Origin of the sequence: Venatorbacter sp. C2-1, from assembly GCF_022832715.1 — a bacterium.
GTDB classification, from domain to species: domain Bacteria; phylum Pseudomonadota; class Gammaproteobacteria; order Pseudomonadales; family Oceanobacteraceae; genus Venatoribacter; species Venatoribacter alkanivorans.
This window is the reverse complement of record NZ_CP094879.1, coordinates 684408-707439: the sequence shown is the minus strand read 5'-3', so window position 1 is coordinate 707439 and position 23032 is coordinate 684408. Positions and strand designations below refer to the sequence as shown.

The window sequence follows — 23032 nt, the reverse complement described above, 5'->3', positions numbered from 1 at the left end:
AGCTGCATCCGTAACCTCTATTCTTTCCTCAGACTTTCTGAACTCTTTTAAATACGGGTACCTACATGCGAATCCGCCACCGTTTGATTCTGATGGCTGCACTGCCGGCTTTGCTGGCCAGTATTATGTTTTTTTACGTCTGGATGCAGATGCCAGTGGTGGTGAATAACGCCACCCGTTTATTTGAACAACGTATGCAGCCGGTCTGGCTGTTAAGTGGTATCAGCCGCGCTTATGCCGCTAATGTGGTGGATGTTGCTCATCAGAGCCGGGCACAGATGCTGTTATGGGATGACGCAGGCCAGCGGCTGCAGCAGGCACGTGAGCAGATTGAAAACAACTGGCAGCAATATCTGGCCAGCGGCCTGACCAATACCGAACAGGAAGCCATCAACCAGCAAGCCGGTGCTTACGACAAAGCACTGGCGGTGATTACCCGGCTGCAGCAGTTTGTGGCCGAACGCGAGTCGTACAGTATGGGGGGTTATATCGATATGGATATGTACCCACAACTGGCGCCCATGCTGCAGCTGACCGATCAACTGATCAGCCTGCAAAGCGGGCTGGCCGCAGCAGGACAGCAACAGGCGCTGAGCGACACCCGCGCCACCATCCGCACCATTGCGCTGATGGCAGTGGTAACCATCAGCGCAATGCTGGCACTGGGCTGGTTTGGTTACCGCCGCATTCTTAATCCGTTACGGACCATCCGTAACCATGTGATTGGTATCGAACAGAGTAAAGACCTGAGCCGCCGCACCGGCATTAACAGCCAAGACGAGCTGGGCGAACTGGCCGCCGCCTTCGATAAAATGCTGAGCACTATGGCATCAACCCTGGGTGGTATGCACAGCAACGGTCAGCACCTAAGCCGTGCTGCCGGAACCCTGCTGCAGCTGGCGCAGGAAACCGGCGAGGTTGCGCAGCAGCAGACACAGGAAGCCGCCATCAATGGTCAGCAGATCGCACGGGTGGCGGCAGCAGCCGAAGAAGTACGCAATGTCGCGCAAAGCGCGGAACAGGCCACGCTGGAAGCCGCGTCCAGAGTTGACGAAGGCAGCAATACGGTACAGCAGCTGGTCAGCACTATTGGCCGCTCCAGCGAACAGATACGGCAGGCCGCTGATAACGCCGAGTCCCTGCGTCGTCATTCGGAAAATATTGGCAGCGTGCTGGATGTGATCAACAGCATTGCTGAGCAGACCAATCTGCTGGCGCTGAACGCCGCGATTGAGGCGGCCCGTGCCGGTGAACAGGGGCGTGGTTTTGCCGTGGTCGCCGATGAAGTACGCACGCTGGCCAGCCGCACCTCGGCCTCTACCCGCGAGATTCAGCAACTGGTAGACGACCTGCAACAGGGCGCTAACAACACGGCCAGCGGGCTGAATGCCGTAAACCGTCTGAGTGAAGATATGGTGAATCATGCGCAGCATGCCGGGACGGCCCTGAATGCTATTCAGCAATCGGTCGAAGCCATGCGCCACACCAGCGAGAGCGTATCGCGCCTCAGCGGTGAACAGTTGGAGTTAAGTCAGAGTATTCAGAGCCGCGGTACAGAGGTGACAGAGCAGTCGCGCCGTACCGAAGAAAAAGCCAGCGAGACGAAGCAGCTCAGTCATGAACTGGCTGGCCTGGCAGAACAACAGCGACAGGCACTGTTAGTGTTTAATGTGGACTGATTCTAATCTTAATTTCGTATTGCTACGACAAAATGGGTCAGATAGTCTGACAAGTCCACTCTTTGGCAAAGGTGCTGTTCAGCCCGGCTGGCAGCGCCTTTGTTCCGTTTTTTCTGCGTCTCTTGCCTCTTTCCTGTTTTGTTACTAAAAGCTGCTGCGTTAATCAGCCGCCGGCAACCAGTTATCTTCTGGTTTAAAGGTGTCCTGCATAATGTCCGGATGTTCTTGCTGCAGTTTGAGGGCCATTTCTTCAATTTTGCGGATTTTTTCCCGCGCAAAAGCGACTTCTTCTTCACTGATACCGCCAGCCTCAGCCTGATCAATATACTGCTGAATCAGGGCGGTTTTCTGTTTGCTGGCCTCAACAAAGGCGCGGAACATACGCTTTTCCTGACGCTGCTCGTAAGCCAGGTACTGCTCTTCATCGGCCAGTTCTTCGGCCGTCGGCATTTCCCGCGGGCGCGAAGGTGACAGTTTCGGCGCACGCGGATCACCGTTAATACGCGCAGCCTGCATACTGGCAATGGCATCACTGTTCAGCCGTGGCAGCCAGGCATCCAGCTCGCTGTTATCCAGATCATGGATGGCGTTGTCTGCATTTTTTGCACTGGCAGAATCCGGTGCAGCCGGTGCCTGCCGTGGTGGAACAACGGTTGGTGTGTAAGCTGGCTCCTCTGTCTGCGGCGAAGCACTGTTCTCACCCACCAGTACATCCACCTGACGCAGCCACAATAAAGCCGCAATCAGACCAGCACCTGTTCCCAGCAGCAATAGGGTTATGATTTTGGCCTTCATCGGTGGTTTCAGCTCTGTGGTTGCAGACGACGATTAAGGTGAATATCGGCATCGTTGCGCAATTTTTTCTGCAGCGCCTGCAGCTCCCGCTGTAAGGCTGCCCGCGCCAGTTCATGCGAAAGCTCATACCGCACGCCTTCATCACTCAGCGGTAAATAACCATCCACCCGCTCATCCACCCAGAGAATTTCGTACACAACATCGCCTTCGTTCTGCGGACTGCGGAATGCAGGTGACACTTGCCCGGCAGGTTGCACAAAGGCCACCGAGTGCAGCCAGGTGCGGTCTTTTTCACCGCGTTTAAGCCAGCCCAGCTCGCCGCCTTTATCTTTATCAGCGGCAATGGAATAGCGCTTTACTGCATCAGCAAAAGATAAACCGCCGCGGATTTCGGCGACGATGGCATCTGCCTGCGCCTGATCAGCCACGCGGATATGCCGCACTTTGGCACGCTCGACCACGCGAAAATCGTCTTTATGCTCGTTATAACCAGCCTGCAATTCGGCCTCGGTAATTCTGGCCGCACGTGCTCGCAGGGCCGGATTATCATCATGAATATCCATATTAATACCCATGCTGGCCAGTAAGCGCTGACGCTGTTCCTGATTCAGAATCACCTGTTGCAGCGCCTGCCAGTCTGCCTCACTGAGCTGCTTTTTCGCTCGGTTCAGAACATACAGACCACCGACATATAACCGTGTCTGCTGCTGTAAATAATCGAGATTACCACTCTGCAGCGCCAGACGGCCCTGCACATTCTGACGCTGATAAATATCCAGCAGACTGACTTTGCCACCTTCTGCCAGTTCCGTATTCAGCACGGCAAAATCTGCAGCTGCGGTTTTCTGTTCCGGGGTCAGATCAATGGTCAGCCCTGGCTGTAATTTAATCAGCGCATTCAGGCGTTCCACATTCAGTTCAGGATTCCACTGCACCAGACTGGAAAAATTTTTCCCCGGCAAGGCGTTCACACTGGCGACAATCTGCTCATTGAAATAGCCACGCAATAAAGCAACCAGACGGTTATGACGCTCAACGGCAGCAGCAAAAGCCACGCGGTTTTCCGGATTCAGCTGCCCGGCTGTCAGATGCGTGCGGGCGTATTCCGCCATTAAGGCGTCGTCGAGTAACTGTTGCAGAATGGTTTGCAGGGTCAGGGTTTTACCGCTGGCCTGCGCGGCTTTCTGCTGTTTATGCAGAAAAATATCCAGCAGGGTACGGCTCAGGGTCAGATCTCCGACACGGGCAATCTGCTCTTCATCTTCCAGACTGTACTGAATGCCTGCCAAGGCCTGGGCAGGCAACAGAAAAGACAGCATAACGGCAAAGAATACGGCGTATTTTTTCATGGCTTCGTTATAGATCCGGTGGCGGTGTTAACTGGAATAATGACCGGTATGAATGACAAAGTCTTTTTCCGGGCAAAAAAAAGCAGGATGATCCTCACGCAAATCATCCTGCAAACACCTGAAACAAAATTTCAGAGTGGGGCCTTCACAACGACTGCTCTGACAATCCATGCCTGAGCAGCCTTTGTGACCTTGGACAGCAACACCCTGATCAGGCGTCGCTGCCGCTATCCTTTAAAAACGATTCGCAGCGTGGTTCAGTACATGCACGGTCATGGCGATGGCATGTGGAATCACAACCTTGGCAACCTGAGTGCGGTCTGCCGAAGAGGTGCTGCTCAGTACAATACCGCCCTGGCTGTAAGAGATCGCACCACCCTGAGTCAGCAGAGGACGAATATCTTTCTGGTTAGCCGGAACCGGAGTGAAATCATTCATCGCTGAGGTCACCAGCGCATCATTATTCAGATCCAGTGCTGTGTAGTTGTCTTCTACCCAGCCTTCCCAACCGGAGTGGTTCAGGTCAGATGTGGTCCAGGTGTGGTGCGGCTGCAGCAGGTCAGTTGTGTGCAGGGTAAAGCCCAGCATCTGTGCCGTTGGGTTTTTCCAGAATTCGTTGTACCAGTGCTGGCCGAGGTTATCGATCGGCTGGAACGGGATTTTTTCGAAGTCGGCATACATGCCTTTATTGGAACTGCTGCCCTGACGGTAGTTGGCTTCGGTAATACCGTAGCTGTTGTATTCAGAATCTTCAGAGCAGGACCAGAAGAAGCACCAGCCGGTCATACCGCCTTTGCCGTCATCCAGGTGATCGCCCACCAGCCAGGTCGCGGCCAGATTATCCACAGCACCCCAGACGGTCAGCAGATCGTAGTTATAACCACCCAGGTCATTACCATGAGCATCACCACCGCGGGTGTGGTTCTGGAAGTGCCAGTAAGAGGTGTATTTCACGATAGAGGCACCTGCGCCCCATACCGGAGCTTCAACACAATCACCGGTTACCGCACCACAGATAAAGGTGTCAGCAAAATCATCCACATCGTAGGCACCCTGCCCCAGAACTTCAGCAAACTGTTCCATGCTGTAACCGGCAGCCTGTGCTGCGGCAGCCAGCTTGTTGTATTCGGTGGTATCCGGATGCGCCGCCATGTAACTGATAGCATCTTTAACAATGCGTTTATGGGTCGGCTGGGTAAATGCTTCAGCATTCATTGCGCCGATGGTCAGGGCTGCGCTGACAGAAAGGGCCAGAGTGTGTTTCATAGTGGATTCGCCTGTGTGTTTTTGGTCTTACTAAACTCGCACAGCATTGTGAATACCGCGTTGCGCTGCGGTGACGACTCTGAGTCAGAACAATGAATAACGAGTGTGTTTTTATTTTTTTAAAACCGTCACGACGACCGTGATGCAGCTAAGACTAATAACTGAGAATGGTCGCCGACAATACGCCGGCAGGCACTTGGCCTGAATAAGCACAGATTAATTTTAAACTGTCCCAAACGGTGAATACGGCGACTTTTTTGGACCATCACTAATAATTAAAATATTAATTAGAGCGATATTATGGTGATTGGTCTGACCTTATTTAAAGGCAAAAAAAACCGGATAATCACAGGATTACCCGGCTTGCGGAAATAATTAACGCCTCAGAAACGGTTAGCTGCGTGATTCAGAATATGCACTGTCATCGCAATCGCATGCGGGATAACAATTTCTGCAATTTGCTCACGGTCAGCATCGGCTGTACTGCTCAGCACAATACCACCCTGACCATAAGAAACAGCTCCACCCTGAGTGAGTAAGGCACGAATATCATGCTGTCCGGCAGCAACCGGTGTGAAGCTGTTCAGCGCGGCACTGACAAGTGCATCATTATTCAGTTGCAGAGCACTGTAATTATCTTCCACCCAGGTTTCCCAGCCGGCATGATTCAGGCTGGAGGTTGTCCAGGTATGATGTGGCTGCAGCAGATCGGTAGTGTGCAGCACAAAACCCAGCGTCTGCACCGTTGGCTGATTCCAGAATTCGTTGTACCAGTGCTGACCCAGGTTATCGATCGGCTGGAATGGCATGGTTTCGAAATCTTCGTACATGCTCTTGCTGGAGCTGCTGCCCTGACGGTAATTCGCTTCGGTTACACCATAGGTGTTGTATTCAGAATCTTCGTTACAGCTCCACCAGTAGCACCAGCCGGTCATGCCGCCCGGACCATCATCCAGATGATCGCCTTTCAGCCAGGTTGCGGCCATATTGTCGACATCGCCCCATACGGTCAGCAGATCGTAGTTATAGCCACCCAGATCGTTGCCATGGGCATCTGCACCACGGGTGTGGTTCTGAAAGTGCCAGTAGGAGGTGTACTTGGCGATGGATGAACCCGCCCCCCAGACCGGCGCCTCAACACAGTCACCACTCACGGCGCCACAGATAAACGTATCGGCAAAGTCATCGACATCGTAGGCGCCCTGACCCAGCACTTCCGCAAACTGCGCCATGGTGTAACCCGCAGCCTGAGCCGCCGCCGCCAGCTTGTTGTATTCCGTAGTATCCGCATGAGCTGCCATATAGCTGACGGCGTCCTGCACAATGCGCTTATGGGTTGGCTGGGAGAAGGCCGCAGCATTCAGCGACGAACCCAACAGAGCCACCCCCAGGGTGGTCAGTAAAACCGGTTTCATGATTCTTCCTCATTTATGATGATTATTGTTAAGCCGCTCAGGCATATCTGTCTCCTGACTCAGGATGAGCGCAGCAGATGACAAACAGGCTTCGCCTGAACAGCGGCCGAACCATAAACAAGCAATTTCCTACCAAGCAATATACCAAGTAGTTTTTGGCACAAATGGAGACAGTTTTTTTGTACTTTTGTCTTAATCGGTGCTCAGTTTTTCCTGATTTACCACTTTTAAAACGGTCGTACAGATTCCTCCCCACCACCAATAAACAACCGCTACCGATGTAAAATGACAAGTGAATCAATACCCAGCGATGGAATTTCTATAGTTTCCTCATGCTGATAGTATTCCCGGTACGATGTGCCTGTTGCTTTACCGCCCCGAATTCACAGCCCCAAAGACAGAACGCCAGCCAATTACCTGCAGGATGCCACTATGAAATTACCCCTAAGTTTTATCTTTCTGACCGCGCTGAGCTCGTTCAGCAGTGCCTTTGAGGTTGGCCGCGATGAATGGACCAACGCCATGACCACAGCACTGCCCAATGCGTTTTGCCAGCCGCAACAGTTCTTCCGTCAGTGTTTTGATATCAGCGAAGCGCAGTGTATGGAAACGGCGACACAAACCACCCGTCAGTGTCTGCAGCAGTTTTCAGCGCAGTTCCCACAGGTATTTCAGCAACCGGCCGATGGCTCTTACTGGGGAACACAGGTTGGCCAGTGTGCTGGTGAGGCCTATCAGACAACGCTGAGCAAGCAGTTTAAAAATACCGCTAAATGCAATGACGTGAACCAGTGGATGTGATCTGGACTACGAATGTAAATATTCAGCCTAGCAAAGCGCTAGTCGGGAACGACGCTTAACGCGCTGCCGCGCGGCCCGAAGGGTGGCCGCCACGGACGGCGGACATAAAAAAACCCGCTTGCGCGGGTTTTTTTATTAAGCCGGTAACTAAACGCGTTAAACGCTTAGTTTACCTTGGCGTTCAGCTCGCCACTGGCGTAACGCTGGAACATGTTGTCCAGAGAGATCGGTTTGATCTTGGAAGCATTACCAGCAGTACCGAAGGCTTCGTAACGGGCGATACAGATATCGCGCATTGCGGTCACAGTCTGAGCGAAGAATTTACGCGGATCGAACTCACTCGGATGCTCAGCCATCATGCGGCGCATAGCACCGGTAGAGGCCAGACGCAGATCGGTATCGATGTTTACTTTACGCACACCGTACTTGATGCCTTCCACGATTTCTTCAACCGGTACACCGTAGGTTTCTTTAATGTCGCCACCGTACTGGTTGATGATCGCCAGCCACTCCTGCGGCACAGAAGAAGAACCGTGCATAACCAGGTGAGTATTCGGAATACGCTTGTGGATTTCCTTGATGCGGTCAATCGCCAGGATATCCCCTGTTGGTGGCTTGGTGAACTTGTAGGCGCCGTGGCTGGTACCGATGGCAATTGCCAGAGCATCGACCTGGGTACGCTTCACAAAGTCAGCGGCTTCTTCCGGATCGGTCAGCATCTGGCTGTGATCCAGTACGCCTTCGGCACCGATGCCGTCTTCTTCACCGGCCATACCGGTTTCCAGAGAACCCAGACAACCCAGCTCGCCTTCTACCGATACACCACAGGCGTGCGCCATATCGACGGTGCGCTTGGTCACGTCAACGTTGTATTCGTAAGAAGTCGGGGTTTTACCGTCTTCACCCAGAGAACCGTCCATCATCACTGAGCTGAAGCCCAGCTGGATAGAACGCTGACACACGTCCGGAGAGGTACCGTGATCCTGATGCATACACACAGGAATGTGCGGAAACTCTTCAATCGCGGCCAGAATCAGGTGACGCAGGAAAGGAGCGCCTGCGTATTTGCGGGCACCGGCAGACGCCTGAACAATCACCGGAGAGTCGGTCTTGTCGGCGGCTTCCATAATGGCGCGCATCTGTTCCAGGTTGTTCACATTAAATGCCGGTACGCCGTAGCCGAATTCGGCGGCGTGATCCAGCATCTGACGCATGCTGATTAATGCCATGTCAAAATACCTTAACTGTGAAAATTGGCTGGCCGCTATTCTAACGGCTTATGTTATGGATAGAAACGGCTATTGGCTGCTGTCTGCAGTGTCGCGCGGATCAGGCCTCGTCATCCTGCCAATCTCCCGCCTCCAGCCTGCGGATCATCGCCAGTTCACGCTCAGCCTGAGCTGCGGCAAACTGCTCCAGCGCCGCCGCCAGTGGTTGCCAGCGCTCTTCTGGCCAGAGTTGCTGCAGAAAAACAGCTTCGTTACAGGCGGAAAACTCCCGCGCGGTGACAAAGAAATCCTCCGTGGTCTGCAGCAGCGAAGAAGAGAGAAGAGAATCCTGCAGACGGCGGCACAGGGTCAGATAGAAAGCGACGATAAGCTGATCGGCCTGTTCGTAATCCAGCTCCTCGATTTGGGCATTGATGCGGTCAAACAACGCATCATGCTCACCATGCAGGCGGATGCCGTCAAAATCATCTTCGGTAAAGAGTTCGCAATCCGGAGCATTCAGCCATAACAGCGGATAGTCATCCTCTTCCTGCGTGATTTCATGCGGCTGAATCAGCGCGATGGTGGGCGGTAACGGCCCCTGGTCTGAGTATTCAAACAGGAAACAGCCAACGGTATTGGCAACCGGCGCCGCCTGCAGATCCGCCAGAATTTTATCGTGCAGGACTGAACTGGCCTGCTCCAGCATGTTCGCCAGTGACAGCGCTTCGTGCGAGCGGTCATAGACAATGCTGTTCTGCGTCAGGTTGCGGATGATCTCAACCTCGCCCGTGCTGCTGAACTCAACCAGGCTTTCCATATAGGGCGTCAGCTCTGGTGCAACACCGACCTCTGGCATACGGGCAGAACGCTCAATAATGCGTACACCGGCCTCACTCCACTCATAATCACCAACCTTTAAACCGTATTCACGGGCAGTGATAAAAGTGACAGGGTAGCCTTCGGCATCTTTTCTCAGAAACTCGATAACAATGGGTTTTACTTCGGCGCCATTGCGGTAAATCTGCTGGCGGCAGGACCAGTCGCCGAACGAATAAAACGCCGTGTCATAACTGACGTCGTCGCCAATCAGATATTTGGTCGCATGCAGTTGCCGGCCCTGCAGCGCGACAACAATAATGCCGTCAGCCGTGGTATCCATCTCATCGACCGACGGATAAATCGTACAGCGCGCAGGCGGCAACTGCTGCAGATACTGCACAAAGGGCTCTAAGGAAAAGAAGTCCAGACTGGCAAAGCCCACCTGGTACTCACCGGACATCAGTTCATCCAGCGATAAATTAGCAAAATGTTCCGGCGCTACCGTGCTGAATAATTCAGCAATCTGCTCAAGCGGGTTCATCCCTGGACTCCGTTAATTAGTGACGTTGCCGTTACTCGCCGGTATCGGCGCTGTGATAACCACTGCTGCGATCCAGATTACGCAGCATATTTTTTTCTTCGGCCGATATTTGCTGCGACCAGGAACCCGGCTGACCACCGCTGCCACGCACAGTGCGCAGATATTCCAGATGGCGGGCCATCAGGCGGCGCTGCACAAATACGTCATCCACCCGGTCATTGCGGTAATAACGACAGGGTTCATAAGCACCTTCATGTAAGCAGATACCGTCACCATGACGCAGACCTTCAGCAAAGCTGCCATCGTAAACAATGCGGTTATTTTCCAGCCATTTTCCCTGTACAAAACGACCATCCGTTACACGTCCGCGAAATTCATGACCTTCAGTGTGCCGGGCAATACCCTCACCCTGTGCCACGCCCTGCGGACACTCACCGCTCATCCAGAACCAGTCCGGCTCCTGCAGTGCACACTGACTGCTGGCCTGTAACTCTGCCCGTATCTGCTGCAGGCGTTCTGCCAGAGCCTGCTGTGCTTTATTGCGGAAAATATTTTCCGGCTCTGCGCGGAGAAAGGTCTGGTAATTATCCACCTCATTGATGCTGCGTACAGCCTGCCAGCTCAGTACGTCCAGGTCGTAAACCGCGAAGGCTTCCAGGGCATAATTAAGTGCACAGATTTTTGCCAGATCGCGGGCGGTAACACCAGCGGCCGCGCGATCCCGGCCATTAGGACAGGCAATCGGCCGACGGCTGAGACGGGTTTCATCAGCACCATCGATTAAGGCTGAGAAAATGGCTTTTGAATCAGACAAAACCGCCTGATGAAGGTTGTTACCAGCCTCGCTGGTTACTTTTTTGGCAGGTTGCTGGGCACAGCCGGCCACAACACCAGCGCCCATAACCAATAAGAGGCATAAAAGAATGCTGCGCATACTCTTCCCTGAATATATGAATGTGAAAATGAAACAGGGCTGCCTATGGCAGCCCTGATCTGACTTACTTGGCGCGTTCTTCCAGAATCGCAACCGCAGGCAGTACTTTGCCTTCTACGAACTCCAGGAAAGCGCCGCCACCGGTCGAGATGTACGACACTTTATCGGCAATTTCATATTTATCAACAGCGGCCAGAGTATCGCCACCGCCGGCAATAGAGAAAGCGTCGGATTCGGCAATCGCCAGTGACAGGGCTTTGGTGCCTTCACCGAACTGGTCGAATTCGAACACGCCCACCGGGCCGTTCCAGATAATGGTTTTGGCGCTCTTCAGCTGTTCGGCCAGTGCTTTGGCGGAATCCGGGCCGATATCGAAGATCATATCGTCGGCTTCTACCGCATCGGCGCTTTTCAGTGTCGCTGCTGCTGATTCGGAGAATTCTTTACCGCATACAACGTCGGTTGGCAGCGGGATAGAGACTTTTTCCATCAGCTTTTTCGCTGCCGGGATCAGGTCTTCTTCACACAGGGATTTGCCCACCGGCTTGCCAGCTGCAGCGAGGAAAGTATTGGCAATACCGCCACCGACGATGATCTGATCACAGATATCGGACAGGCTTTCCAACACTTCCAGTTTGGTCGACACTTTTGAACCACCAACGATGGCCACCAGCGGACGGGCCGGAGTCGCCAGGGCTTTGCCCAGTGCGTCCAGTTCAGCCGCCAGCAATGGGCCGGCACAGGCAACCGGGGCAAACTTGGCCACACCATGGGTAGACGCCTGAGCGCGGTGAGCGGTACCAAAGGCATCCATCACGAATACGTCGCACAGTGCGGCATACGCCTGCGCCAGTTCATCGGCGTCTTTTTTCTCGCCTTTGTTAAAGCGCACGTTTTCCAGCAGCACCACTTCGCCAGCGGCGACTTCAACGCCTTCGCGAAAATCTTTGATAACCTTAACGTCACGGCCGAGCAGGCCGGCCAGGTGGGCAGCAACCGGCTTGATGGACGATTCTTCGTCGTACACGCCTTCTTCCGGACGACCCAGGTGGGACATAACAATCACCTTGGCACCGGCATCCAGAGCCAGCTGAATGGTTGGCAGCGACGCACGGATACGCGCATCGGATGTGACCTTGCCGTTCTTTACCGGAACGTTCAGGTCTTCACGGATCAGAACGCGCTTACCGCTCAGATCCAGATCGGCCATTTTCAATACAGTCATGATAACCCCACTCACAATATCCAGTAGCTGATGCGCCCGCGGTGCCGGTTCAGCGTGTAAGGCTTACGCGCTGAACCGGCTCTGCTGGCGATAAAAAAATTTGGGGCGCGATTATAGCAGCAAGCGCCCGCCGGCCCTAGTCCTGCACGCGCGGCATCTGGTTATGCCCACAGAGGGAGCTGATGGGTGCAAAGTCCTCTGAGACAGGAGCATGAAGCTTCCGGGGCCAGTCCTGAAAAACAGACTTTCAGCAAGCCGGATTCAGATAGTGTGAACGGGTCCTTATCGTCAAGGTAGTTATTGATAGAGGTTGCAGCTAGAATCTGCGGTCTTCATTCGGCTCAACCCGGAGCGAGCCGAAGTGACAATTCCAGGACTGTTAATAAAGGAAGACCCCATGTTCAAATCCTGCTTACGCCTCAGCAGCCTGCTGCTGGCAACCTCACTGGCTTTGCCTGCTGCTGCACTGGAAGTCAAAGTGCTGAGCGCCGTGGTTAAAGACGAAAAAATCGCCGATGCCAAAATCACCTGGCAGCGCAACGGTGAAAGCTCTGTAAGCGCCACATCGACTGCCAACGGTGTCGCCAGCGCCAGCAGCACCCTGGCCGACGATAACGATACCACCATGATTATCGACAAAGCCGGTTACTCCACCCTGGTTGTGAAGTGCCCGTGTGATGGCTTTACCTACGCCCTGTCACCGGTAATGCAAAACCTCGATGGTCTGCGCGTGGTACTGACCTGGGGTAGCACACCATCCGATCTGGACTCTCACCTGACCTACCCGGCGAACCACGTGTTCTACGTGAAAAAACAGGGCCGTGATGCCAATCTGGATGTGGATGACACCAACAGCTATGGCCCGGAAACCATCACCATCGAACAGAAGCACGACGGCGAACGCTACGTTTACGCCGTGCACGATTACAGCAACCACAGCAGCAAAACCTCCAAAGCTCTGGGTAACAGCAGCGCCCGCGTGCAGGTTTATGTTGGCCAAACGCTGATCCGTACCTATAACGTAAAACCGCAGCAGACCGCCTCCAGCTGGGTGGTGTTCGGCATCGATGAAAACGGCGCCTTCCACGATATTGATCAGTACCTGAGCCTGAACCGTGAAGGCCTGGCCTCGCACCTGAACAGCCTGATCAGCGCGGAATCCTTCGAGAGCCACTCACTGATCACCGACGCCATCAAGAAAGAAGCCAAGCGGATTAATACCCGTGGTGAAAAACTCTATGGCGAGAAGAAACTGGAAGAAGCTATGTACGCCTTCCAGGACGCCATTAACCTTTACCCAAGCTTTGGTCAGGCCTACAGCAACCTGGGTCTGACTTATCAGAAACTGAACCGTACCGCCGAAGCGCTGTGGGCTAACCGCAAAGCGATCGAACTGGCGTCCGGTAACAGCAAGGCGCGGGTTCAGGCCAGCAGCTACTACAACATTGCCCGTATTTATGAAGCCAGTGGCCGCTGGCAGGATGCGCTGGATAACTTCCGCAAAGCCAAATCTCTGCGCGAGCACAGCGCTTACGACAGTGGCATCACACGGATGGAGGAAAAACTGAATCAGCAGTAATGCTGAGCACTTAAAACCCCGCGCCTGCGGGGTTTTTTATTCCCTTTATCCAACGTTACTCCGCATCGTCAAAGGATATTCCATGCGTTTTATTTTCCCACTGCTACTGGGCCTGATCATCAGCCCGCTCACTCAGGCCGCCGGCCCCGCTAAAGTCGCCACGCTGGAGCGCAACCTGTGGCCACAACCGTTAACCAGTGCCGCAGCGTTTGACCGCGCTTCCGCCGCCGAAATTCTGACCTTTGCTCGTCTGCTGGAAGCCACGCCGCTGAGCAACGAAGCCGACATCAAAGCCTTCACCGCCGTCGATAAACCCGATGCAGCCAGCGTGCAGCGCTGGCTGGAGAAAACCCGGCAGCGGCTGCAGGCTAACTACGCACAAGCCTGTGGTCAGTGTGCCGCGTCCGCCAGCTGGGCGGCATTAATAACCGCCAGCCAACAGCCCGCTGCCGACGGTTATCAGAATTGGGCCAAAGCCAGTGAAGCATTTCACTTACGTTACCTGTATGAACAGGTGCGTCTGGCGGCATTATTCCCGCACATTACCAGTGAAATTCACACCTTTAATCAGCACGAGGTGGATGGTTTTGAATTACCCGACCGTCAGTTTCTGCTGAGCTATGATGACGGCCCGGCACCCGACCGCTTAAAAGAGGGTGTAAAAGTAAACGGCACTGAGCAGCTGGTTAAAGCACTGGAAAGTGCCGGTATGCGTGCACAGTTTTTCGCACTGGGCGAACGCATTAAACAGCAGAAAGCACCTGAAGATTTTTACGCCAGTCAGTGTCTGGGTTCCCACGGCGAGGTACACAAAAGCCACCAGAAATGGGACGGCTGGGCCGATTCCATTAACACCACGCGTACCCGTCTGAATGATTACCAGCCGGGCCCATACTGGTTCCGCCCGCCTTACGGTCAGCGCAGCGAAGTCCTGACCACCGCACTGCAACAGACTGGTGAAGGCGTTATGCTGTGGAATATCGACAGTCAGGACTGGAACCGAAAATTAAGCGATAAAGACGTTGAAGACCGGGTGATTACCCTGATGCTGTTATGGCGTCGCGGTATTATTCTTTACCACGATATCCACCCGCGGGCGCTGGCCAATTTAGCCGCACTGCAGACCCTGCAGCAACAGGCTGGGCTGAACTGGCGTGACTGTCACAGCCTGCAGCCAAAAGCCACAAAACTCTGACAACACAGTAACCGGCAGGAATACAATTTTGGACAGCGGACTCTACCTGATTTTTCTGGCAACCACGGTTATGTTAATCATGGTGCCCGGCCCTTCTGCCATCACCGCAGCCAGTCAGGGTGCCAGCCACCCGCAAGGCAAAGCCTTTTTTGGCGTGCTGGGCATCGCCTGCGCTGATGTGTTGTATTTTTCGCTGTCTGCCACCGGTATTGCCTCGTTAATTATTGCCTCGGCCACACTGTTCGCCCTGATTAAATGGGTTGGCGTTGCCTACCTGTTCTATCTGGGACTGAGTGCCATATTCAGCGACGCCGGGCCCATTAATCTCAGCCGTAAGCAAAAGGTGAGCAAACCCGGCAAGCTGTTTTATCAGGGATTAATCGTACAGCTCGCCAACCCCAAGGCACTGCTCTATTTTTCTGCTCTGCTGCCGCAGTTTATTGATCCGGCGGAACCTGTGCTGCTGCAGCTATTGATTATGGGGGCTTCCTGCCTGCTCGCCGACCTGCTGGTGTACAGCACATTCAGCTATATGGGGAATCATCTGGCACGCAAACAACTGAAAGCACGGGTGGTTAATGCGATTAATAAAACCGCAGGTTTAACCCTGATTGCGACCGGAGTCAGAATCGCGATGATGGAGGCTAAGAATTAATCGCTCCCGGATAGCGAAGATAAAAAAAACTGCCAAAGCCACTGCTGTCCCACAGTTTGGAGTGACATTGTGTCACTCCAAACGGCAGCATTCATCGACTACTGTTTTCCAATCTGAAACGCCTTTCCGGGGCAAGCCCCTGGCCCCCCTGTAAGGAGAGGTATCTCCTTACGATCCTCTCTTTTCGGCGCGTCCGACTTCATCCAGCCAACTGCAATGATTATGCGGCACGCAAAACAATGATTACGGGCATCCATGCCCTCCACCCTTCGGGCCAGCCTGCGGCTGTTGAAATGGCTCCTGCCATTTAGCCCGCCCCGGAACGACGCTTTAAAACAGCAAAAATTTGTATCGTTCCGGGGCAGGGTTTTGCTCTGAAGGCCGCAGAATCATCTGGTTGACTGGCGCCGCACGATCGCCGGTTACAGTAATCCGCTCAGCCGTATTTCAACAGAAACCGTGCTTGAGACATGATATTTAAAAGAAAACGTTTGATCTGAAACGCGGCATTGCGGTGACGGTTTTCTGCGCCTCTGGGGCCGCCGCAGAAACTGCTGATATGTCTGGTCTGTCCGCAGGGATGCGGACAAGTGGCTCCGGCCATGGATGGCCGATGAGGCACGCGGCCAGTAAATATCAAGGTTTCAAAAAGCGCGAAGCTGGGCCTGTTTTTGCTCCTGCAAAACATGCATTTCCGCCATCCATGGCGGTCAGGTATAAAGCCCGCCGGCAAGAGGATAAGTTCCCTTGGGAGGCAGCAGGCCTTGAAGTTAAAAAATGCTGTTTTTGTCAGCTGCGGTGCTGATTAAAAACTGTGGGACAGTAGTGTGACAAAGCAGGTTTTTTTATGGGTATTTATCAGCCTTCCCGGCTGATGTATTTATGCCGGTTAACCCTTAACTCCATCAACCGGAATAAGCCGATCAGCACGGCCGACATCACCAGGTACATCATGCCGGCGGCGAAGAAAATCTCCAGCGGCGTATAAGTACGGGCAATAATCGTGCGCGCCATACCGGTAATATCCAGCAGGGTAATGGTCGAGGCAAGCGCACTGCTTTTCAGCATTAACAGAAATTCGTTGCTGTAGGCCGGCAGTACAATACCCAGCGCTCTTGGCAGAATAATACGGCGGATTTTGGTCAGCCGGTTCATGCCCAGCGCGTCGGCGACTTCAATTTCGCCATGGGGAATTGCCTGAATGGCACCACGGATTAATTCTGCGCTGTAAGCCGAAGTATTCATGGTGAAAGCAATAATGGCGCACCAGTAAGGTTCTTTCAGAATCGGCCAGAGGAACGAGTCTTTCACCGCATCAAACTGCGAAGCACCGTAATAAATCAGAAATATCTGTACCAGCAGTGGCGTGCCACGGAAGAAAAAGATATAGCCATAGGCCAGACCTTTAAGCAGCGGCTGCGTTGAAGCGCGCATTAATGCCAGAGGCACCGCCATCAGAATACCGAACAGGCCGGATAAACCGACCAGCTCTAATGTCAGCCAGGCGCCTTCCAGCAGGCGTGGGAAATAATCCCAGATTACAGACCAGTCCCAGTTCATGCCCGTCGTCCACGTAATTCAGGTTTACTCAGACGCTCAAGAATTTCGGTCACCAGCGTCGCCAACAGGGTCAGCGCCAGATACAGAATGGCGGCTGCCAGATAAAAATCAAAAGGATGTTTGGTTGCCGCAGAACCCACACTGGCCTGACGCATTAATTCATTCAGACCAATCACCGATACCAGTGCGGTATCTTTCAGCAGTACCTGAAATAAATTGCCCAGTCCGGGAATGGCCAGACGCCACACCTGCGGAAAAATAATGCGGAAGAAGGTTTGCCCGCGGCTCATGCCCATCGACTGTGCCGACTCCCACTGCCCCTTGGGTACTTCCAGCATCGCCATACGGAATACTTCCGTGGCGTAAGCACCAAAGGCAATGGCCAGAGCTGCAACACCGGCGGCAAAAGCGCCTACTTCGATGTATTCGTCATAACCAAAAAAGCTGGCGCCCCACATCAGCAGCTGAGCGCCGCCGTAATACAGGGTTAATACCAGCAATAATTCCGGCACGCCGCGCACCAGTGTGGTGTACAGCGTGGCCGGAATACGCAGAAACGGTGAAGGCGACAGCTTGGCTGCCGCCCCCAGTAAGCCGATCACCAGTCCGATGGCTAAGCTGGCCAGCGCCAGCTGAATGGTCATCAGCGCTCCGCTGAGTAACAGATGGCCAAAGCCCTGTAAATCCATCAGCATGCAGCGTCGTCCTGGTGTGTCATATAATTCATCGGCTTACCTCTGAGCAGCGTTCGCTCAGTAAATATCAAACGGGAAATATTTAGCGTTAATTTCTTTGTAGGTGCCGTTGGCAACAATGGCATCCAGCGCTTTATTCAGACGTTCCTGCAGTTTGTCGCCTTTACGCACCGCGATACCGATTTTGTCATCGATATCCAGATCGGCACCTTTAAATTCGAAATTCGCGCCGTCTTTGCTTTGCAGCCAGTCATAGGCCGGGAATTTATCCGACAGGATGGCGTCGATACGGCCAGCAGCCAGATCGAGGTAAGCGTTATCCTGAGTGTCGTACAGTTTTACATTCACCACGTCGCTGTATTTATCTTCCAGCGTCTGGCCGGAAATCGTCGCGCGCTGTGCTCCAACGCTGAGGCCTTTCAGACCGTCCATGCTGGTGTCCAGAGCTTTGCCTTTGGCAGCCACAAACGCCAGGCTGTTGGTGTAATACTTATTGGTAAAATTCACCACGCGCAGACGTTCTTTGGTGATCGACATAGAGGCAATAATGGCATCGTATTTACGTGCCATCAGACCCGGAATAATGCCATCCCAGTCCTGCGCCACGATTTCGCACTCGGCTTTCATTTCGGCACACAGGGCTTTGGCGATATCGATATCAAAACCGACCAGATTGCCATTGGCATCGATCATATTGAACGGTGCGTAAGCCCCTTCAGAAGCGATGCGGATTTTTTCGGCAGAGGCGAATGGCGACAGCATAACGCTGGCCGCCAGGCACAGAGTGGCAACGAATTTTTGCATGGTGTTAATCCTCAGCAATAGATAATAAAGCAGACCAATCAGGCCTGATGACTCGCCATAAAATCGCGTACGCGCTGGGATTCGGGGTTATCGAATACCTTTTCCGGCGAGCCTGTTTCTTCAATCTGTCCCTGATGCAGGAAAACCACAGAGCTGGACACTTCACGCGCAAAGCGCATTTCGTGCGTCACGATCAGCATCGTCCGGCCTTCTTCGGCCAGTTCGCGCATCACCGCCAGCACCTCGTTGACCAGCTCAGGGTCCAGGGCAGATGTCGGCTCATCAAACAGCAATACCTGCGGATCCATTGCCAGTGTGCGGGCAATGGCCACACGTTGTTGCTGCCCACCGGAAAGATGTCCCGGATAGGCGTCCTGTTTGTCAGCCAGACCGACCTTGCGCAGCAATTCCTGTGCCCGTGCAACGGCAACATCACGGGGCACCTTTAATACGTGCACCGGTGCTTCGATCAGGTTCTGCAGGATGGTCATATGTGGCCAGAGGTTGAACTGCTGGAAAACAAAGCCCAGGCGCGAACGCAGGCGTTCGAGCTGGCGCTTGTCCTGCGCTTTCAGTTCACCGTTTTTGTCCGGAATCAGTGCCAGCTGTTCATTACCGATAATGATCTCGCCCTGATTCGGGCGTTCCAGCAGGTTAATGCAGCGCAGCAGCGTGCTTTTACCGGAGCCACTGGAGCCGAGAATCGAGATAACGTCACCCTTCTGCGCGGTCAGGCTGACGCCTTTCAGCACTTCAAGATTACCGTAGCATTTGTGGATGTTGATCAGCTCAAGAGCAGCGTTGGAGTTCTTCATATATAGGGCTTGGCGCGCACAAACGGACAAGGGCGCGAACATTACACATTGGCAGGATGAAGACAACCTTCACGCAAGCTTAGCGCCAATTTCTGACCGGAAAGTCCACTTTGAGTCACGAATTGGTGCAAAAACGTGTGACAACAACGCTGCAGGTATGTAATCCGTCGGACGGGCGCATTGTCTCAGGGTAAGACCAATTGGCGGGAAACGACGCTGCAGAACAGGCGGGAGCTAGGCCCCTGACGCACCAATTCAGGGCGCACGCAGCTACAGCACTGCCTTGTAACAAGGCAAAAAAAACGCCGTCCGGAAACCGGGCGGCGCTTTGTGTTTGAACAGCAGGGCTTATTCGGGAGCCTTATTCGGCAGCGATCTGAGCCGGCACCTGCTGCAGGAAGTCACGGTACAGATCCGCGGCTTCAGACGCGACTTCCACCATCGGCATATGACCGATGCCATTAAAGATATGTGTCTTCAGCTGAGGAACGCCCGCTTCCCACACCGATACCGAGCTCACATGCAGTAAGCGGTCTTTATCACCCCACCAGAGCATGGCCGGTGCTTTCAGGTCAGCCAGTTTTTCTTCGAGGTAATCGCTGGAATGGAAATCGGCGAAGATTTTTTCCAGCTCGCTGCGGCGCTCAATGTATTTATCCGACATGGCTTCCAGCACCATTCCCGGCAGGAATGGCGGCTGCGCCATGGTCATGGCATAGAAGCTGTCGAACTCCGCACGGTTATGAATCAGGAAAGGGTTGTGGCCCTGATTCAGCATTTTGAACATATCGCTCGGCTCCGGCGACATCACCCCGGCCGGGTCAACCATAGTGGCCGACAGCGTCCGTTCCGGATAAGCAATGGCGAAGGTGGCGGTTAAAAAGCCCCCCATCGAATTACCGATAACATGTGCCTGAGCGATATCCAGTTTATCCAGCAACGCCGCCAGACGTTTCGCCTGAGCCGGCATGCTGTAATCCCAGCTGGCATCAAAACCGGTATCACCATGACCGGCCATATCCGGAATAATCACCCGATAGTCGTCGACAAAATGCTTGGCAAAACGTGGCCATACGTCTTTATCGGCACTGTAACCGTGCAGCATCACGATCACCGGTTTGCCCGGATTGCTGTTGCTGTACAGTGCCAGTTCCATATCGCCGATATCCACCGCGCTTTGCTCAAAACCATAAGCAGAGGCTTCGAGATCGGTGACGTTAGCATACAGCCAGTGGCCGACCCGGCCGTAGGCACCGTTAAGCATACCGACCACCAGAGCCAGCACCAGCGGCAGAATTAACAGACTGATTTTTTTCATAACCTTACCTTGTCTATTTTATTGTTATCGCGTTTTTATACCCGCACAGCCCTGCACTTAACAGGTTCGATCAGGCAAAGTCGTGATCTTTGACGCGGAAGTTTTTAGTCCAGCGACGGAAGGTAAAACTGAAGCCCGGAAACATCGCAATCACCTTACCGCTTTTGCTCTTATACCAGCTGTTACAGCCGCCCTGCTGCCAGACGGTTTTGGCCATCTCGGCATGAATATGGCGGGTGTAGCTGTCTTCGGCACTGGCTTTTACTTCGATCAGATTTTTCTGCCGGCGGCCGACTTCCTCGATCGCCTTCATGATGTAATTCATCTGCGCTTCGATAATAAAAATCGCCGAGGTATGACCAATACCGGTATTCGGGCCGGTAACAATAAACAGGTTAGGGAAACCCGGTGCCGACGTACCTAAATAGGCGCGCGGAAAATCCGCCCAGACATCCGCCAGCGTCTGCTGGTTACGGCCGATAACCGGATAAGAGATTACGCCATCGGTGGCGTCATAACCGGTGGAATAAATAATCAGATCCAGATCCACCTGATCGCCATGGCTGGTTTTAATGCCGCTCTCATTAATTTCACCAATGCCATCGGTTTTATCGTGCAGGGTAACGTTGTCGCGGCAATAAGCCGGGTACAGGGTGTCGGATAAAATGACGCGCTTACAGCCGATGGTAAAATCCGGCGTGACTTTCTGCTGCAGAACCGGGTCTTTAATCTGCTTTTTAATATGCGCACGGGCTTTACGGCCTGCCAGCAATTCCAGCATCAGGGAAGAGTATTTAAAGCCGATTACGCGGCTTTCCAGCCCCCAGTAAATGGCTTCGCGCAGGGCGCGGTAAATACCACGGTTGCGCAGCAACTTACGCTGCCAGTTTTTAAACACATAATCCGGACGCGGCAACACCCAGTGCGGCGTGCGCTGAAAGATATGCAGATGAGCAACATCGGCCGCTATGGCAGGAATAATCTGTGCGGCGCTGGCACCGCTGCCGATAATCGCGACCCGTTTACCTTTATAGTCGTAATCATGATCCCAGTTATTGGTGTGGAAAGCTTTTCCTTTAAAGCTGTCACGGCCTTTAAACTCCGGAATCACCGGGGTACTTAATGGCCCGGAGGCATTGATAACAAAACGTGCCTGCAGCACGCCTTTACCATCGACATGCACGTGCCAGCGCTGATCAGCTTCGTGCCATTCAATTTTTTCAACATTGGCGTGGGTGAGGGTCTTTTCCCGCAGGCTGTGTTTATCAATCACATGATTCGTGTACTGCTGCAGTTCGTGCTGTTCGGCAAACATCTGCGACCAGTCATACGGCTCGGACTCGATGGAATACAGCGGCGACTGCACATCCACCGCAGCACCGGGATAGGTATTCTGTGCCCAGGTACCGCCCATAAATTCACGCCGCTCGAGAATAATAAAATCGTCAATGCCACGTTTTTTAAGATTGATGGCGGCACACTGACCACCAAAGCCACTGCCGATAATGATCACACCATAACTGGACATACGGACCTCTTCGCCCGGCACCGGCCGGAAATTTTATTGTTATATTGCACACGCCAGTAAATCTGACGACAGATGTCCTCACTTTACTTCTGAGGACACTTGTCGTCAAATTGCTATACGAGTCATTTCCGGACAATTTTTCCGATGGGAAAATCCACCGCCAGCAACGGCGATAACACCACAAGCGATACTCCGGCAGCCAGAACAGGCGGACGCACCTATGGCGGCCAGAGCCAGCAACAACGCAAAGCCCAGCGGCGCCAGCAGTTTCTGCAGGCCGGGCTTGAGGTGTTCGGCACCGAAGGCTTCCGCAATGCCACCGTGCGTGGCCTGTGCCGTCAGGCGCAGCTGACCGACCGCTACTTTTACAGCGAATTCGGTAATCTCGAAGGCCTGCTGCAGGCGGTATACGGCCAGTGCATGGACAGCATCAAACAGCAGCTGTTTAACGCTTTCTCTCAGGCGCAGCCCGGCGGGCAGATTGAAGTGCTGGCACAACAAGGACTGGCGGCCTTTTTCAGTGCCATGCAGGACGCCCGTGTCGCACGGGTCTGTATGCTGGAGCTCGAAGGCGTCAGTGCAGCGACCGACCGTTTCTATCACGGCTATATGCAGGATTTTGCCAATATGGTGATGACACTGGCGCGTACCGTGCACCCACACTGGCAACTCAGTGATGACGAGTATGCGCTGCTGGGAATGGGCTTTATCGGCGCCATGCGTCAGGTAACTACCTACTGGCTGCAGAGCGGTTGCAGTGCCTCGCAGCAGACACTGGTCAGCACCGGTATGCGCATGATTATGGGACTGGTGCGGCAAATAGAAAGCGAGCAATAAATTTATCCGGC

20 protein-coding genes are annotated in these 23032 nt (G+C 53.6%); 6 read left to right on the top strand and 14 right to left on the bottom strand.

Annotation, left to right across the window (positions count from 1 at the left end; genetic code table 11):
* Positions 1 to 65 precede the first annotated feature (65 nt).
* Positions 66 to 1679 carry a methyl-accepting chemotaxis protein gene (locus tag MT343_RS03105; protein ID WP_145469931.1) on the top strand — a complete coding sequence of 538 codons (1614 nt, stop codon included), beginning with the start codon at positions 66 to 68 and terminating at the stop codon, positions 1677 to 1679.
* Between the two features lie 159 nt (positions 1680 to 1838).
* Here MT343_RS03105 and MT343_RS03100 read toward each other — a convergent pair whose 3' ends face one another.
* From MT343_RS03100 to MT343_RS03085, 4 genes are all read right to left on the bottom strand, one after another.
* Positions 1839 to 2474, bottom strand: a complete 636-nt coding sequence (locus MT343_RS03100) for a hypothetical protein (protein ID WP_145469932.1) — start codon at positions 2472 to 2474, stop codon at positions 1839 to 1841.
* A gap of 8 nt (positions 2475 to 2482) precedes the next feature.
* Positions 2483 to 3823 (bottom strand): peptidylprolyl isomerase, encoded by a 1341-nt coding sequence (locus MT343_RS03095; protein ID WP_145469933.1) that lies wholly within the window; start codon positions 3821 to 3823, stop codon positions 2483 to 2485.
* A 234-nt stretch (positions 3824 to 4057) separates the two neighbouring features.
* A complete protein-coding gene (locus MT343_RS03090) occupies positions 4058 to 5089 on the bottom strand; it encodes a phospholipase (protein WP_145469934.1) in 1032 nt (343 codons plus the stop codon).
* A gap of 383 nt (positions 5090 to 5472) precedes the next feature.
* A complete protein-coding gene (locus MT343_RS03085; RefSeq protein WP_145469935.1) occupies positions 5473 to 6504 on the bottom strand; it encodes a phospholipase in 1032 nt (343 codons plus the stop codon).
* Positions 6505 to 6936: 432 nt separating this feature from the next.
* On the opposite strand from MT343_RS03085, the gene MT343_RS03080 reads away from it, so the two are divergent.
* Complete coding sequence (locus MT343_RS03080) at positions 6937 to 7305, top strand: hypothetical protein (RefSeq protein ID WP_145469936.1); 369 nt, start codon at positions 6937 to 6939, stop codon at positions 7303 to 7305.
* A gap of 164 nt (positions 7306 to 7469) precedes the next feature.
* On the opposite strand, the gene fba is transcribed toward MT343_RS03080, so the two are convergent.
* The 4 genes from fba to MT343_RS03060 form a co-directional block, all read right to left on the bottom strand.
* Entirely contained in the window at positions 7470 to 8534 is a 1065-nt protein-coding gene (fba, locus tag MT343_RS03075) for a class II fructose-bisphosphate aldolase (RefSeq protein ID WP_145469937.1), read from the bottom strand.
* Between the two features lie 100 nt (positions 8535 to 8634).
* On the bottom strand, positions 8635 to 9876 hold the full coding sequence (locus tag MT343_RS03070) for a hypothetical protein (RefSeq protein WP_145469938.1): 1242 nt from the start codon (positions 9874 to 9876) through the stop codon (positions 8635 to 8637).
* Between the two features lie 31 nt (positions 9877 to 9907).
* The gene (locus MT343_RS03065; protein WP_145469939.1) at positions 9908 to 10810 is read right to left on the bottom strand and encodes a hypothetical protein; all 903 of its coding nucleotides are present in this window, start codon (positions 10808 to 10810) and stop codon (positions 9908 to 9910) included.
* A 64-nt stretch (positions 10811 to 10874) separates the two neighbouring features.
* Positions 10875 to 12035 (bottom strand): phosphoglycerate kinase, encoded by a 1161-nt coding sequence (locus MT343_RS03060; RefSeq protein ID WP_145469940.1) that lies wholly within the window; start codon positions 12033 to 12035, stop codon positions 10875 to 10877.
* Between the two features lie 397 nt (positions 12036 to 12432).
* Between MT343_RS03060 and MT343_RS03055 the strand changes: the two genes are divergently transcribed.
* The 3 genes from MT343_RS03055 (at position 12433) to MT343_RS03045 (ending at position 15464) form a co-directional block, all read left to right on the top strand.
* Positions 12433 to 13614: a YfaP family protein gene (locus tag MT343_RS03055; protein ID WP_145469941.1), complete on the top strand. Its 1182-nt coding sequence runs from the start codon at positions 12433 to 12435 to the stop codon at positions 13612 to 13614.
* Between the two features lie 82 nt (positions 13615 to 13696).
* Positions 13697 to 14809, top strand: a complete 1113-nt coding sequence (locus MT343_RS03050) for a polysaccharide deacetylase family protein (RefSeq protein WP_145469942.1) — start codon at positions 13697 to 13699, stop codon at positions 14807 to 14809.
* A 28-nt stretch (positions 14810 to 14837) separates the two neighbouring features.
* On the top strand, positions 14838 to 15464 hold the full coding sequence (locus MT343_RS03045; protein WP_145469943.1) for a LysE family translocator: 627 nt from the start codon (positions 14838 to 14840) through the stop codon (positions 15462 to 15464).
* Positions 15465 to 16322: 858 nt separating this feature from the next.
* On the opposite strand, the gene MT343_RS03040 is transcribed toward MT343_RS03045, so the two are convergent.
* The 6 genes from MT343_RS03040 to MT343_RS03015 form a co-directional block, all read right to left on the bottom strand.
* A complete protein-coding gene (locus MT343_RS03040) occupies positions 16323 to 17024 on the bottom strand; it encodes an ABC transporter permease (protein ID WP_145469944.1) in 702 nt (233 codons plus the stop codon).
* Positions 17021 to 17719: an ABC transporter permease gene (locus MT343_RS03035; RefSeq protein WP_225692059.1), complete on the bottom strand. Its 699-nt coding sequence runs from the start codon at positions 17717 to 17719 to the stop codon at positions 17021 to 17023. Before MT343_RS03035 ends, MT343_RS03040 begins: the two co-directional genes overlap by 4 nt.
* Positions 17720 to 17776: 57 nt before the next feature.
* On the bottom strand, positions 17777 to 18523 hold the full coding sequence (locus tag MT343_RS03030) for an ABC transporter substrate-binding protein (protein ID WP_145469945.1): 747 nt from the start codon (positions 18521 to 18523) through the stop codon (positions 17777 to 17779).
* A gap of 38 nt (positions 18524 to 18561) precedes the next feature.
* The gene (locus MT343_RS03025) at positions 18562 to 19338 is read right to left on the bottom strand and encodes an ABC transporter ATP-binding protein (RefSeq protein ID WP_145469946.1); all 777 of its coding nucleotides are present in this window, start codon (positions 19336 to 19338) and stop codon (positions 18562 to 18564) included.
* A gap of 361 nt (positions 19339 to 19699) precedes the next feature.
* Complete coding sequence (locus tag MT343_RS03020) at positions 19700 to 20656, bottom strand: alpha/beta fold hydrolase (protein WP_222428587.1); 957 nt, start codon at positions 20654 to 20656, stop codon at positions 19700 to 19702.
* Positions 20657 to 20726: 70 nt separating this feature from the next.
* Positions 20727 to 22184, bottom strand: coding sequence for a flavin-containing monooxygenase (locus MT343_RS03015; protein WP_145469947.1), 1458 nt, complete (start codon positions 22182 to 22184; stop codon positions 20727 to 20729).
* A 144-nt stretch (positions 22185 to 22328) separates the two neighbouring features.
* Between MT343_RS03015 and MT343_RS03010 the strand changes: the two genes are divergently transcribed.
* Positions 22329 to 23021 carry a TetR/AcrR family transcriptional regulator gene (locus tag MT343_RS03010; protein ID WP_145469948.1) on the top strand — a complete coding sequence of 231 codons (693 nt, stop codon included), beginning with the start codon at positions 22329 to 22331 and terminating at the stop codon, positions 23019 to 23021.
* Positions 23022 to 23032 lie beyond the last annotated feature (11 nt).